Annotated in this window: 12 protein-coding genes; 4 read left to right on the top strand and 8 right to left on the bottom strand. The window is 63.7% G+C overall.

The genetic code is table 11. The annotated features are described in order from the left end of the window. Nucleotides 1-13 precede the first annotated feature (13 nt). From accC to ACLEJP_RS15845, 6 genes are all read right to left on the bottom strand, one after another. Entirely contained in the window at nt 14-1369 is a 1356-nt protein-coding gene (gene accC, locus ACLEJP_RS15870; RefSeq protein ID WP_170028095.1) for an acetyl-CoA carboxylase biotin carboxylase subunit, read from the bottom strand. 17 nt (nt 1370-1386) lie between these two features. Continuing rightward, entirely contained in the window at nt 1387-1851 is a 465-nt protein-coding gene (gene accB, locus ACLEJP_RS15865; protein WP_170028096.1) for an acetyl-CoA carboxylase biotin carboxyl carrier protein, read from the bottom strand. Between the two features lie 100 nt (nt 1852-1951). Next, nucleotides 1952-2407, bottom strand: coding sequence for a type II 3-dehydroquinate dehydratase (gene aroQ, locus ACLEJP_RS15860; protein WP_003255330.1), 456 nt, complete (start codon nt 2405-2407; stop codon nt 1952-1954). A gap of 178 nt (nt 2408-2585) precedes the next feature. Continuing rightward, nucleotides 2586-4358, bottom strand: coding sequence for a protein-disulfide reductase DsbD (locus tag ACLEJP_RS15855; protein ID WP_440807884.1), 1773 nt, complete (start codon nt 4356-4358; stop codon nt 2586-2588). A 219-nt stretch (nt 4359-4577) separates the two neighbouring features. Beyond that, nucleotides 4578-6539: a methyl-accepting chemotaxis protein gene (locus tag ACLEJP_RS15850; protein WP_440807881.1), complete on the bottom strand. Its 1962-nt coding sequence runs from the start codon at nt 6537-6539 to the stop codon at nt 4578-4580. Nucleotides 6540-6783: 244 nt separating this feature from the next. Then, entirely contained in the window at nt 6784-8142 is a 1359-nt protein-coding gene (locus ACLEJP_RS15845; RefSeq protein WP_440807879.1) for a diguanylate cyclase, read from the bottom strand. Nucleotides 8143-8391: 249 nt separating this feature from the next. Here ACLEJP_RS15845 and ACLEJP_RS15840 point away from each other — a divergent pair, with 249 nt between their 5' ends. The 4 genes from ACLEJP_RS15840 (at nt 8392) to speA (ending at nt 12733) form a co-directional block, all read left to right on the top strand. Further along, complete coding sequence (locus tag ACLEJP_RS15840) at nt 8392-9459, top strand: DUF2333 family protein (RefSeq protein ID WP_225780245.1); 1068 nt, start codon at nt 8392-8394, stop codon at nt 9457-9459. After that, nucleotides 9459-9998 (top strand): NUDIX hydrolase, encoded by a 540-nt coding sequence (locus ACLEJP_RS15835; RefSeq protein WP_440807876.1) that lies wholly within the window; start codon nt 9459-9461, stop codon nt 9996-9998. The genes ACLEJP_RS15840 and ACLEJP_RS15835 overlap by 1 nt, the downstream gene beginning before the upstream one ends. Before the next feature lie 298 nt (nt 9999-10296). Further along, nucleotides 10297-10668 (top strand): translation initiation factor Sui1, encoded by a 372-nt coding sequence (locus tag ACLEJP_RS15830; protein WP_225780247.1) that lies wholly within the window; start codon nt 10297-10299, stop codon nt 10666-10668. 151 nt (nt 10669-10819) lie between these two features. Then, nucleotides 10820-12733: an arginine decarboxylase gene (gene speA, locus ACLEJP_RS15825; RefSeq protein WP_440807873.1), complete on the top strand. Its 1914-nt coding sequence runs from the start codon at nt 10820-10822 to the stop codon at nt 12731-12733. 33 nt (nt 12734-12766) lie between these two features. On the opposite strand, the gene ACLEJP_RS15820 is transcribed toward speA, so the two are convergent. Then, entirely contained in the window at nt 12767-13240 is a 474-nt protein-coding gene (locus tag ACLEJP_RS15820) for a hypothetical protein (RefSeq protein ID WP_440807872.1), read from the bottom strand. Next, on the bottom strand, nt 13237-14592 hold the full coding sequence (locus ACLEJP_RS15815) for an MATE family efflux transporter (RefSeq protein ID WP_440807870.1): 1356 nt from the start codon (nt 14590-14592) through the stop codon (nt 13237-13239). The genes ACLEJP_RS15820 and ACLEJP_RS15815 overlap by 4 nt, the downstream gene beginning before the upstream one ends. Nucleotides 14593-14743 lie beyond the last annotated feature (151 nt).

The raw sequence follows: 14743 nt of genomic DNA, 5'->3' as shown, positions 1-14743 counted from the left end.
TCACACTACACGATCACTCCTGGTTGGCCAGTTTGTGCTCGAGGTAGTGAATGTTGACGCCGCCTTTGCAGAAACCTTCATCACGCACCAGGTCGCGGTGCAGCGGGATGTTGGTCTTGATGCCGTCGACGACGATCTCGTCCAGGGCATTGCGCATGCGCGCCATGGCTTCGTCGCGGTCCTTGCCGTAGGTGATCAGCTTGCCGATCAGCGAGTCGTAGTTCGGCGGAACCGAGTAACCGCTGTACAGGTGCGAATCGACGCGTACGCCGTTGCCACCCGGGGCGTGGAAGTGCTTCACCTTGCCAGGGCTCGGGATGAACTTCTTCGGGTCTTCGGCGTTGATACGGCATTCCAGCGCGTGGCCACGAATAACCACGTCTTCCTGGCGGAACGACAGCTTGTTGCCAGCGGCGATGCTGAGCATCTCCTTGACGATGTCGATACCGGTCACCATCTCCGACACCGGGTGCTCAACCTGCACACGGGTGTTCATCTCGATGAAGTAGAAGCGGCCGTTCTCGTACAGGAACTCGAAGGTACCGGCACCACGGTAGCCGATCTCGATGCACGCATCGACACAGCGCTTGAACACTTCCTGACGGGCTTTTTCATCGATGCCCGGGGCTGGCGCTTCTTCCAGTACCTTCTGGTGACGGCGCTGCAGCGAGCAGTCACGGTCGCCCAGGTGCACGGCGTTGCCCTGGCCGTCGGACAGGACCTGCACTTCCACGTGGCGTGGGTTGGTCAGGAACTTCTCCAGGTAGACCATCGGGTTGCCGAAGGCAGCGCCGGCTTCGGTACGGGTGAGCTTGGCCGAGGCGATCAGGTCCTCTTCCTTGTGCACCACGCGCATGCCGCGACCACCGCCGCCACCGGCGGCCTTGATGATCACCGGGTAGCCGACGTCACGGGCAATCGCCAGGGCGACTTCTTCGTCTTCCGGCAGCGGGCCATCGGAGCCCGGTACGGTCGGTACGCCCGACTTGATCATCGCGTCCTTGGCCGAAACCTTGTCGCCCATCAGGCGAATGGTGTCGGCTTTCGGGCCGATGAAGGCAAAACCGGATTTTTCCACCTGCTCGGCGAAGTCGGCGTTTTCCGCCAGGAAGCCGTAGCCCGGGTGGATCGCGGTGGCGCCGGTGACTTCGGCGGCAGCGATGATCGCCGGGATATGCAGGTAGGAATCCTTGGACGATGCAGGGCCGATGCAGACCGACTCGTCTGCCAGGCCCAGGTGCATCAGTTCACGGTCGGCAGTGGAGTGCACGGCGACGGTCTTGATACCCAGCTCTTTGCAGGCACGCAGGATCCGCAGGGCAATTTCCCCGCGGTTGGCGATCAGGACTTTTTCGAGCTTCCCAGACATCGTTGGCTCTCCGCGATTCAAACGATGGTGAACAGCGGCTGGTCGAACTCAACCGGCTGGCCGTCTTCTACCAGGATGGCGTCGATGACACCGCCAACATCGGCTTCGATGTGGTTCATCATCTTCATGGCTTCGACGATGCACAGGGTGTCGCCTTTCTTCACGCTCTGGCCCACTTCAGCGAAGTTTGGCGAGGTTGGCGAAGGCTTGCGGTAGAAGGTACCGACCATCGGCGAGCGGATCACGGTGCCTTTCAGGGCTGGCGCAGCGGCAGCGGCTTCGGCGGCCGGGGCAGCAGCAGCGGCAACCGGGGCAGCGGCAGGCGCAGCGGCTACCGGGGCCGGTGCGAAGTACTGCTGAGCGGCTGGGGTCTTGCTGTGGCGGCTGATACGGACTGACTCTTCGCCTTCCTTGATCTCCAGCTCGTCGATGCCAGACTCTTCCAGCAGCTCGATCAGTTTCTTGACTTTACGGATATCCATTAATCATCAACTCCCAAAGGTTCGGTCAGGGGGCGAAATACAAAAAAACGTATCTGAAACGTTTCTCTCGAACCCTGGCCCCTCGAGGCCAGGGTTTTCATCATTTGGGCTGTGCGTTGGCAGCCAGTTGTTCCAGTGCAGACTCCAGGGCCAGGCGATAACCGCTGGCGCCCAGGCCGCAGATCACCCCTACGGCAACATCGGAAAAGTAGGAGTGGTGGCGGAACGGTTCGCGTTTGTGCACGTTGGACAGGTGCACTTCGATGAATGGGATGCTCACCGCAAGCAACGCGTCACGTAATGCAACGCTTGTGTGCGTGAAAGCAGCCGGATTGATCAGGATGAAGTCCACACCCTCGTTGCGTGCGGCGTGAATACGGTCGATCAGCTCGTACTCGGCATTGCTCTGCAGGTATTGCAGATGATGGCCGGCGGCGCGGGCACGTTGCTCCAGGTCCTGGTTGATCTGGGCCAGGGTCACGGCGCCGTAGTGGCCAGGCTCGCGGGTTCCGAGCAGGTTGAGGTTGGGGCCGTGGAGCACCAGTAGCGTTGCCATCTGCGATTCCTTGGATTTGTAGGGCAATTCGACACAGCGCGGCGAGTGTGCCGTAAAGCGACCGCAAGTGTCCAGTTCCCGGCAATAGGCAGCACGATGTCCGAGGTTCGCGCGAAGTATGTGACCGGATAGCTGGATCCGGTCACTGTCTTGGGATTTTTTAACCGCGCGCGGGAAGTTATAGACCGACTTTGCTGCGTACGCGTGTAAGAATTTGCGCAAATTCACCGGTGTTTATCTCACCGATCACCCGATCAGCGGTGATTTCGCTGCCGTTCGCAGCAAAAAACAATAGGGCCGGGGGGCCGAACAGCTGGTAGCGGTCGAGCAGGGTACGTTGCTCGGTATTGCTCTCAGTGATATCGAAACGCAGCAGCTTGAAACCGGCCAGTTGGGCCTGCACCTGCGCGGCCGTCAGCACTTCGCGCTCGATCACCTTGCAACTGATGCACCAGTCGGCATACCAGTCCAGCAATACCGGTTGGCCGGCTGACCTGGCCTGGGCCAGGGCTGCGTCCAGGGCGGCAGGGGTGGTGACGGTCTGCCAGGCCTGCGCCGCTGTTGCCGAGGTATTGCCGGTATTTACCACGGCGGACGGTGGCAACGGACGCAGTGGGTCGCCCTGGCCTCTGAGGGCGCCGTACCAGCACGCCAGCGCGTACACCAGCAAAGCCAGGCCGAGCAGTTGTGCCAGGCGCTGGCGCGTGGTCTTGACCACGAACTCCAGGGCACCGAGGAACAGTGCCACCCCCGCCGCCAGGAAACCCACCAGCAGCAAGGTCAACGGGCCCGGCAGCACACGGCTGAGCAGGCCGATGGCCAGGCCCAGCAGCAGCACGCCGATCGCATTTTTCACGGTGTTCAGCCACGGCCCGCTTTTCGGCAGCCAGGCCGCGCCGCCGGTGGCCACCAGCAGCAGCGGTGCGCCCATGCCCAGGCCCAGGGCGAACAGCTTGAGGGCGCCGCCCAGGGCGTCGCCGCTGGCGCTGATATACAACAACGCACCAGCAAGGGGCGCTGAAACGCACGGCGAAACCAGCAGGCTGGAGAGCACGCCAAGAATCGCTGCGCCCAGCAGCGAGCCACCGCGGGTGTGGTCGGCGACATTGTTCAGGCGCTGGTTGAGGGCCTGCGGCAACTTCAGCTCGAACAGGCCGAACATGGCCAGGGCGAATACCACGAAAAACAGTGCGAAGGGCACCAGCACCCAGGCCGATTGCAGGCGTGCCTGCAGGTTCAGGCCGGCGCCGAACAGGCCCATCAGGGCACCGAGTACCGCGAAGCTGGCCGCCATCGGCAGCACGTAGGCCAGCGACAGGGCCAGCCCGCGCAGGCCGCCGGCCTGGCCGCGCAGCACCACGCCGGAGAGGATAGGCAGCATGGGCAGTACGCAAGGCGTGAAGGTGAGGCCGACCCCGGCAAGGAAGAACAGCAGCAGCGACTTCCAGTTCCAGCCGTGTTCGGAGGTGGCCGGTGTACTCGCGCCGGCTTCGCCATCGATGCTCAGGCGTGCGGTTTCCGGTGGGTAGCAAAGGCCTTTGTCGGCACAACCCTGGTAGCCCACCAGCAAGGTAAAGGCGCGTGGGTCGTTGCGCGGCAGTTCGATGTCGAGCACGCCGTGGTATACCTCGACATCGCCGAAGAATTCATCGTGCTTGGCTTCACCCTTGGGAATGTTCGGTGTGCCCAGGGCGACGTCGGCCGGTTCCGTACGGAACTGGAAGCGGTGGCGGTACAGGTAATAGCCATCGGTGGCAACGAAGCGCAGCTTGATGGTCTGCCCATCGGCCTGGACCAGGTTGAGCTTGAACGCTTCGTGCACCGGCAGGAAGTCGGCGTTGTTGGACAACGAAGCGGCGCCGAGGGTGGCGCTGGGGCGGTTGTCGAGCAGGCCCGTGGCGAAGGCGGGGCTGGCCAGCAGCAGGAACAGCAGGAAAAACAGGCGGCGCATGGCGGACTCGCGAGGTCGAACGTGCCGGGCATGATAGCGGAGTTGCTGCAGGTTGGGGCCATGCTGACGGCGGGGGCGACACATGGCCGCTGGCTGATTTGCTGCCTGTGCCGGCCTCTTCGCGGGTAAACCCGCTCCCACCTCGAGCGCATGGACCTCAAGCCATACGCTATCCCTGTGGGAGCGGGTTTACCCGCGAACAGGCCAGTACAGGCCAACCTAGACGCTGAAGGCCCGCACCGCCCGGTTCAGTTCACCACCAAGACTCAGCAGCTGCTCGCCTTGCTCGCGCCCCTCGCCAATGCGCTGCAGGTTGTCCTCACCCAGCTCATGAATCCGCTCGCTGTGGTCGCGAATCTCGCTCACGGCACCACTCTGCTGCGCCGTGACATCGGCAATCCGCACCGCTGTGTCCGAAATGGTGCGAATGGCGCAGACGATCTCGTCCAGCGCGCCGTCCGCGGCCTGGGCCTGGCTGGCGGTGGCCTCGGCGTGTTCGAGCTGCGCACGCATCCCGGCCACCGAACTTCTGGCGGCCTGCTGCAGGCGGTCGATCAGCGCCTGGATCTCGCCGGTTGCGCCGGTGGTGCGCTGCGCCAGCGAACGCACCTCGTCGGCCACCACGGCAAAACCGCGGCCCATCTCGCCGGCGCGCGCCGCCTCGATTGCGGCGTTCAGCGCCAGCAGGTTGGTCTGCTCGGCAATCGAGCGAATCACCGTCAGCACGCCACCGATCGTGGCCGACTCTTCCGCCAGTTGCTCGATCAGGCGGGCATTGCCCTGCACTTCATCGACCAGTTCGCGCAAGCCCGAAAGGCTCTGGCCAATCACCGCCTGCCCCTGTTCCACCGCGCGGCCGGCATCGCGACTGGCGTCGGCGGCGGCGCTGGCATCACCGGCCACCTGCTGGATGGTCGCTTCCAGCTCACCCAGGGCATCGCGGATCTGCCCGGTGTCGCCCGCCTGGCGTTCGGCGCCGTCGTGCAGAGCGGCGCTCATGCCGGCAAGGGCGTGGCTGCTGCCAGCCACCTGTTCGGCGTTGTGGCGGATGGTGCCGACCAGTTCAACCAGATACTGGCGTAGGCGGTTGAGCGAATCCTGGATGTCGTGCAGTTCGCGGTTGGTCCTGCCTAGGGCGATGGCCTTGGCGAAGTCGCCTTCGGCCCAGCGCGACAGGGCCGGGGCCAGGCCGGTCAGGGTACGCGCCAGGCGCCGTTGCAGGGTGTCGATCAGCAGGGCGATCAGCAGGATCAGGGCAATCATCAGGCTCTGGATGATGCGCACTTCGGCGGCGATCGTCGCGTGCTGGCTGCGTACCTCCGGCTCCAGCGCCGCAATGGCCTGCTGCACCCCCTGCAGCCGCTGCCCGGTGCTGGCGGCCAGGGCGGCTCGGCGCTCGATCTGGTCGCGGGTGCGTTGCAGTTCGGCCGGGTAGCGGCTGAGCAGGCTTTGCAACTCACGCTTCAGGCCAATGGCGACGTCTTCCTGCTGGGCGCTGGCTTGGGTCTCCAGGCCCATCATGGAGGCGAAGTCGTCGGCGCCGGATTCGGCAGCACGGGTTACCCCAAGCAGCGGCAGGCTGTCGATGATCTGGGCCTGGGTGCGAATAAGCTGCAGTTCACGTTCAACTTCATCGGCCAGTTCCGGGCGGCTGCTGCTGACCAGCTTGCCCCGTGCCAATGACAGGCGACCGAGGTGCACGGTGGCGTCCAGCAGGGGCAGCAGGTAGCGGTTGGCGTCGGCGCTGCCGCTGTCGCGAGCATAGCCGGCCAGCTGTTCGAAGTTGGCCCCCAGCTCCCGCTCGGCTTGCAGCAGCAACGCCTGTGGGTCGCCTGCCAGCTTGCCGGCGGCCAGCAGTTCCTCGGTGGTGAAGGCTTGCAGGCTGTCCAGGCTGGGGCGCAGTTTGCCGGCCAGTTCGTCGGGCCATTCGGCCAGCGCCGCTTGCAGTTGCTGGTTGGCTTCCATGGCCGCCGCGTGGCGCAGGGCATCGCCGCTGGCCAGGTAGGCCTGGATGTTGCCGGCTGCCTGGTGCTGGAACTGCTGGGACAGGCCCAGGTAGTGCTCCATCAATTGATAGGGGCGCTCCAGGGCCCGTTGCGACCACCACAGGGTCGCGCCCAGGGCGATACACACGGTTACCAGCAACAGGGTGTTGAAATTGGTCAGCCACTTCAGGCGCATAGCCGCGAGCTTCCTGCGGGAGGGGAGAGTCGGTGGCTGAAGTTATGGCGGTTGTGTGACGGAGTGATGACGAAAGGGGCTGGTGCCAGAGAAAAAAGTGGCACTGTGCCTGTATCTGTATTGCCTGTACTGGCCTCTTCCCGGGCTCGCCCGCTCCCACAAGATATCTACCAGACCTGAATGCAGCGTAATCCCTGTGGGAGCGGGCCAGCCCGCGAAGAGGCCGGTACAGGCGATGAACAACTCAGGGCTCTACCCGCACCACGCAATTACGCCCGGCATGCTTGGCCCGGTACAGCGCCTCGTCTGCCGCGCTGGCCATGGTCAGTGCATCCAGCCCCTCGTCCAGCTGGACCACCCCGGCACTGAAGGTGCACCGTAGATCCTGCGGCTGGGCCGGGTAGAGAATCTCGGCAAAGCGCCGGCGAATTTCGTCCAGTACCTTGTGCGCCGCGTCCAGCGCGGTATTGGGCATGACGATGGCAAACTCTTCACCACCATAGCGACCAATGAAGTCGGTCTTGCGCAGGCGCTGCTTGAGGAACAAGGCCAGGCTCTTGATCACCCGGTCGCCCATCGGGTGGCCGTGGCGGTCGTTGATCTTCTTGAAATGGTCGATGTCGAGCATGGCGAAGCTCAACGGTTGTTGCTCACGGCGGGCGCGGAAGCTGCAATCTTCCAGCAGTTGCAGGATGTGCGTGTGGTTGTACAGCCCGGTCAGGCTGTCGCGCACCATGCGCGATTTCAGGTGCCGGGCACGGGCGGCCCGGTTGCGCACGGTGGTGATCAGCTGGCGTGAGCGAAACGGCTTGGTCAGGAAATCATCGCCGCCTTCACTCATGGCATCCAGCTGCTTGTCCAGGTCGTCCTCGGCAGACAGGTAGATGATCGGCACGCTCACATAGCGGTCGCTGTGGCGGATGACCTTGGCCAGCTCGGGGCCGGTGCAGGCGGGCATGTACAGGTCGAGGATGATCAGGTCGGGCTGGAAGTCGGCCAGCTCGGCCATGGTACGGATTGGATCGGTCAGGCTGCGGGTGAGCATGCCGGCGCCGGCCAGCACGCGCTCGGTATACAGGGCCTGGGTGCGCGAGTCGTCGATGATCAGCACGCGCAAAGGGTCGTGCGGGGCGGCATTGGTCAGCCGCTCGACCTTTTCCAGCAGGCTGGAGGCTTCCAGGGTGCCGGTGAGAAAGTCCTGGGCGCCGGCGCGCACGGCGGCCAGGCGGGTCGGGGTGTCGGTTTCGTGGTGGCTGAAGAACAGCAGCGGAATGTGCCGGGCCAGCCCTTGCTGCACCTGGGCCGCCAGCAGCAGCCCCTGCCCGGCGCCGGTGAAATCGACATCCATGATGATGGCCGAGGGTGGGTATTCCTCGATCGAGGCGTGAAAGGCCGCAGCGCTGTCCAGCGCCTGTACCACCAGGCCAAAGAACTCCAGTTGCTGGGCCAGGCGCTGGGCACGTTCGTGGTCCTGCAGCAGGATGTACACCGGCTTGCGCAGCGGCGGGCGCAGCAGTTGGCCAAGCGGGTCATCCTTGCGCAGGCCGCTACGCGTCAGCTGTTGGACGGGGCACTGCGGGCTCGGCTCGACTGCTTGGCTCATGACCTGGCTACTTTGTAGGGTGGGAGGTGCAGGGGCGATGATGGCTCTATGCTAGCAGTTCTTTCCCGGTGCGCGAGTGCTGTGCATCAACAAAGCGGGCAGAACGAATATTCAGTTGCCGACCGACTGGTCGCTTATGCGTAAGGCGGTGTCTGCTTTATAGTGCTGCGACGCGGGCTTGCCGTGGCACCCTGGCACAGGCCTGTGGTCCAAGCCCCTGAACCGTCGTGACTGATTAAGGACAAAGCCATGCTGGACTGGAAAAACCGCGAGGCCCAAGCCGAGCCCCGTGAGCGTGTCGACGGCCGTGGCGCCGCCGCTCGTAGCTACCTTGGCGGCCTCTGGAGCCGTGCACTGGGGACCCTCATCGGGTTGTACCTGTTGGTGTGCATCGGCCTGGGCTGGTACTGGAGCCAGGAGCCGGCGCTGTTCCCGGTGCAGCAGAACGCCCAGGCCGCCGCCGAGCGTACCGGCCAGCAGATGGTGGTGGGCTACACCACCCTCGAAACCCTCAAGACCGTGGCCGGTACCCTGCTGAACAAGCCAGGTGGCTACATCTCCAACGACCGCTTCCCGCCAGGGTTGTGGATGGACAACATGCCCAGCTGGGAGTACGGCGTGCTGGTTCAGGTGCGCGACCTGTCCCGTGCCCTGCGCAAGGACTTCGCCCGCTCGCAGTCGCAGTCCACCGAAGACGCCGACCTGGCCAAGGCCGAGCCGCGCTTCAACTTCGACAACAAGAGCTGGATCCTGCCCTCGAGCGAATCGGAGTTCGAAGAAGGCATCAAGTCGCTGAGCCGCTACCAGACCCGTCTGGCGGCTGGCGACAAGGGCGCGATCTTCTATACCCGTGCCGACAACCTGAACAACTGGCTGGGTGACGTGGCCACTCGCCTGGGCTCGCTGTCGCAGCGCCTGTCGGCGAGTGTCGGCCGGGTCAAGCTCAACAGCACGCTGAAGACCGAGTCGGTGGTCGCCGGCCAGGCGCCGCAGGTCGACGAGGAACTGGTGGAAACCCCGTGGCTGCAGATCGACAACGTGTTCTACGAGGCCCGTGGCCAGGCCTGGGCGCTGTCGCACCTGCTGCGCGCGATCGAGGTGGACTTCGCCGACGTGCTGGCGAAGAAGAACGCCACGGTCAGCGTGCGGCAGATCATCCGTGAGCTGGAAGCCTCGCAGGAAGCCCTGTGGAGCCCGATGGTGCTCAATGGCAGCGGCTTCGGCATGTGGGCCAACCACTCGCTGGTCATGGCCAACTACATTTCCCGGGCCAACGCCGCAGTGATCGACCTGCGTCAGCTGCTGTCGCAGGGTTGATGATGGCTATCAGCCTTGACGAGGCCGCCCACCGGGCGGCTTCCGACCGTGAGCTGGTCACCTGGGTAGATGAAGCCGACCAGGTGCTGGGCGCCTTGCCGCGTGCCGAGCTGCGCGAGCGCGGCCTGATCGGGCGGTGTACCTTCATTCTGCTGTTCAATAGCGCCGGCGAGCTGTGCGTGCACCGGCGCACCCTGAGCAAGGCGCTGTACCCGGGCTACTGGGATGTGGCGGCAGGCGGCATGGTCACGGCCGGGGAGGCCTACGCCGATTCGGCGGCGCGTGAGCTGGCCGAAGAGCTGGGGATCGCCGGCGTCGAGTTGCGCTTTCATGAGCGGTTCTATTTTGACCAGCCGGATAACCGCTTGTGGTGTGCGGTGTATTCGGCAGTGTCGGATGCGCCGTTGCGGCTGCAGCCGGAGGAAGTGAGCGAGGCGCGCTTCATCGGCCTGGAGCAGGTCGAACAGGAGCGCCGGGCAAAGCCGTATTGCCCGGACTCGCTGGCGGCGTTGCAGCGCTATAAATCCAGCCTCAAATAGATGCGTGGCCGATGCCGGCCCCTTCGCGGGTAAACCCGCTCCCACAGGGATTTCACAGGTCGGGAAACCTGCGCGGTACCTGTGGGAGCGGGTTTACCCGCGAAGGGGTCGCAAAACTTTCGCAAAATGGCGCAATCCGGTACTTAGCAACGGCCGCATTTATCGTTACACTGCGCGCCCTTTTCGGGCTGCCGCAGGTCTTGCGGCAGTAGCGCCGCCCCTGCCAGAGTGGGGCTTCGCGGTCGGGCTCAACCCCCTGGGGCCGACCAGTTTTTGTCCTCAGCACAGAGGAACAAAAGTGGCCAAGAAAGCTTCTTCCTTCGCCGCCCTTGGCGGTCTTGTTTACTCCACCGACGCCGGTCGGCATTGCCCCGACTGCAGCCAGCCGGTGGATGCCTGTATCTGCAAGCAGCAGGCTGTCCCCGAAGGGGATGGCATTGCCCGTGTGCGCCGTGAAAGCAAAGGCCGCGGCGGCAAGACCGTGACCACCATCAGCGGCGTGCCGCTGCCGCTCGAACAGCTCAAGGAGCTAGCCTCTACCCTCAAGCGCCGCTGCGGTACCGGTGGCGCCCTGAAGGATGGGGTCATCGAAATCCAGGGCGACCATGTCGAACTGTTGATCGGCGAACTGATCAAGCAGGGTTTCAAGGCGAAAAAGTCCGGCGGCTGATGCGGCCACGCGCTTTTTTGCCCAGTGCTTTCTAAACTCGTTGCCGTGGCCAGGGTCTACCTTGGGCACGGATGAATCGTCATTTTTGGCTTTTACACTGCGCCCGCCTCCTTGCGGGGCAGTGTCTTCGACTTATCTATAGGGGACTTGAATGTCCGTACGACGCACACGCAAAGACGATGGTAGCCAATGGACCGTGGCCGACAGCCGCAGTGTTTATGGCATCCGCCATTGGGGCGCTGGTTATTTCGCCATCAATGAAGCCGGGCGCGTCGAAGTGCGCCCCAACGGCCCGCAAAGCGCACCGATCGACTTGTTCGAACAGGTCGACGAACTGCGCCAAAGTGGCCTGTCGCTGCCATTGCTGGTGCGCTTCCCCGACATTCTGCAAGACCGCGTGCGCCAACTGACCGGCGCCTTCGATGCCAACATCGCGCGCCTGGAATACCAGAGCCAGTACACCGCGCTGTACCCGATCAAGGTCAACCAGCAGGAAGCGGTGGTGGAAAACATCATCGCCACGCAAAACGTTTCCATCGGCCTGGAAGCCGGCTCCAAGCCCGAGCTGCTGGCGGTGCTGGCGCTGGCGCCGAAGGGCGGCACCATCGTCTGCAACGGTTACAAGGACCGCGAGTTCATCCGCCTGGCGCTGATGGGCCAGAAGCTTGGCCACAACGTGTTCATCGTCATCGAGAAAGAGTCGGAAGTGGCCCTGGTGATCGACGAGGCCGCCGAGCTCAAGGTCAAGCCACAGGTCGGCTTGCGTGTACGCCTGTCGTCGCTGGCCTCGAGCAAGTGGGCCGACACCGGTGGCGAGAAGTCCAAGTTCGGTTTGTCCGCCGCCCAGCTGATCTCGGTGGTGCAGCGCTTCCGCGATGCCGGCCTGGACCAGGGCATTCGCCTGCTGCACTTCCACATGGGTTCGCAGATCGCCAACCTGGCCGACTACCAGCACGGTTTCAAGGAAGCCATCCGTTACTACGGTGAGCTGCGTGCACTGGGCCTGCCGGTGGACCATATCGACGTCGGCGGTGGCCTGGGCGTGGACTACGACGGTACCCACTCGCGCAATGCCAGCTCGATCAACTACGACATGGACGACTATGCCGGCGTGGTGGTGGGCATGCTCAAGGAGTTCTGCGACGCGCAAGGCCTGCCGCACCCGCACATCTTCTCCGAGAGTGGCCGCTCGCTGACCGCGCACCACGCAATGCTGGTGATCCAGGTAACCGATGTCGAGAAACACAACGACGACGTGCCGACCATCGAAAACAAGGAATCCCTGCCCGAGACCGTGCAGTGGCTGGCCGACCTGCTTGGCCCGACCGACATCGAGATGGTGACCGAAACCTACTGGCGCGCAACCCATTACATGGGTGACGTGGCCGCGCAGTATGCCGATGGCAAGATCAGCCTGGCCGAAAAGGCCCTGGCCGAGCAATGCTACTTCGCCGTGTGCCGCCGCCTGCACAACTCGCTGAAGGCCCGCCAGCGCTCGCACCGCCAGGTGCTGGACGAACTCAACGACAAGCTGGCCGACAAGTACATCTGCAACTTCTCGGTGTTCCAGAGCCTGCCGGACACCTGGGCCATCGGCCAGGTACTGCCGATCATCCCGCTGCACCGCCTGGACGAAGAGCCGATGCGCCGCGCCGTGCTGCAAGACCTTACCTGCGACTCCGACGGCAAGATCAACCAGTACGTCGACGAACAGAGCATCGAGACCAGCATGCCGGTGCATGCGGTGAAGGAGGGTGAGGACTACCTGCTGGGCGTGTTCCTGGTCGGCGCCTACCAGGAAATCCTCGGTGACATGCACAACCTGTTTGGTGACACCGACTCGGTGAACATCTACCAGAACGCCGACGGCAGCGTGTACCACGCCGGTATCGAGACCCACGACACCATCGAGGACATGCTGCGCTATGTGCACCTGTCGCCGGAGGAGTTGATGACTCACTACCGCGACAAGGTGGCCAGTGCCAGGATCACAGCGCGTGAGCGGACACAGTATCTGGATGCGTTGCGTCTTGGCCTGACGCGTTCCTCCTATCTGTCTTCCTGACTGTAAGAGGGGCCGCTATGCGGCCCTTTTTTTCTACTTTGAGCGAGCGTTTGCCGTGAGCTCGATAATGATTGGCACCACAGCACCATCCTCTTTGAGAATCGATGTGCTCGAATAGCTGTACACCGTATCCTGAGTTCGGGCGGCTATTTTCAAACCCTCCACGTGCTCTATCGCGCCAGATTGCCGTGTCACCAGAAAAGGTTCAAGTCTCTTCAGATTCTGCAGTACCTGCTCATCTCGCTGGGCTTGTTCAGCCACAAAGTACAAATAAACCAGCGGCACCGTCGCCCCGCCGTCATTGCTTAGCACTTCATAGACTGCACTGTGTTTGCCAATAGGCGTGACAGAAACAACCTTGGTCAATACAGGTTTGGAGCCTGAGGTGAAAATCCATAGGGCTTGTCCGAAGGCGAGCAGAAGCAGGGCGGCTATCAGCCATTTAGTAGCCGAACGTTTTCGCATATCTGATAGCTGCCTTGATCCATTGCTGATCTTCGGGATCATATTGTGGTTCCCTGCTCCGCCACCCACTTGCCTTGCAGATTCAATCTCCACCCAAACCACCCCAGCGTCACCGCCCGCAACGCCATGAATCCGAGAAAGGCCAACCACAACCCATGGTTGCCAAGCCCGCTCATGCCCACCCCAAAGGGCAGCGCAATCAGCACCGACAGCAACATCGCATTACGCATCTCCCGCGCCCGGGTCGCACCAATGAACAACCCGTCCAGCAGATAACTCCACACCGCAATCAACGGCAGCAATGCCAGGTACGGCAGGTACGGATAAGCCGCCGCCCGCACGCTGTCGATGTCGGTCTGCAAGTCGATGAACAGGTGCCCGCCGAGCAGGAACACACCGGCAAACCCCAGGCTGATGATCAGCGACCAACCGCAGGCCACCACCAGCGAGCGGCGCAAGGTATCCCGGTCCCGCGCACCGATGGCATGCCCGCACAACGCCTCCACGGCGTGGGCCAGGCCATCGAGAGCGTAGGCAGTGAGCAGCAAGCCGTTGAGCAGCAGCGCATTGGCCGCCACCGTGGCCTCACCCAGGCGCGCACCCTGCACGGTGATCAGCAGGAACACCAGCTGCAGCGCCAGGCTGCGCAGGAAGATGTCGCGGTTCACCGCCAGCAATGGCCGCCAGGCCTGCCAGCGCTTGAGTGCTGCCCAGGCGATCTGCCCCGGATAGGCACGCAGGGCCGGACGGGTCAGGGCAAGGCCGAGCAACGCGGCGCTCCATTCGGCGATCACCGAGGCCCGTGCCGAGCCCAGCACGCCCCAGTTCAGGCCCAGCACGAACCACAGGTTGAGAGCGATGTTCAGCAGGTTGGTGGTCAGCAGAATCGCCAGCGGCGCCCGCGCGTTCTGTGTGCCGAGGAACCAGCCGACCAGCGCATAACTGGCCAGCGCTGCCGGCAGGCCGAGCAAGCGGGTGTGGAAGAAGTCTTCGGTGGATTGCTGCAACGCCTCGCTTGGCTGCATGGCGTGCAGCGCCAGCTGGCTGAAGGGCAGGGCGAACAGGCCGATCAGCAGGGCAAAGGCCACCGCCAGCAGCAGGCCCTGCACCAGCACCTGGCGCAGCGCCGCGCCGTCGGCACGCCCGGCCGCCTGGGCGGCGAAGCCGGTGGAACCCATGCGCAGGAAACCCATCAGGCCGACCATGAAGGTGAACAGCGTGGCGCCCACGGCCACGGCGCCAAGCTGATGGGCATGGGGCAGGTGGCCGATGACGGTGCTGTCGACCAGGGCGACCAGCGGCACGGAAATATTCGACAGGATCATCGGCGCAGCCAGCGCCCAGACCTTGTTGTGGGTGGGACGATGCTGCCAGTCGGTGGCCAGTTGCGACATTGGAATCCTTGCTCGATCAGGGTCCGCTTCAACGATGGCCACAGTGTAACGGCCGTGCCACCCATTCGCGCGCCCCGTCACACCTCGCGTGCAACATAGGGTACTGCGCCTGCGTTTGCGCTATAGTTGCTGCCCTCACGTACACCCTGCC

Origin of the sequence: Pseudomonas sp. SMV7 (assembly GCF_052041995.1) — a bacterium.
Taxonomy (GTDB): domain Bacteria; phylum Pseudomonadota; class Gammaproteobacteria; order Pseudomonadales; family Pseudomonadaceae; genus Aquipseudomonas.
Note: the sequence above shows the minus strand (reverse complement) of the source record. Positions and strands in the feature narration are given on the sequence as shown.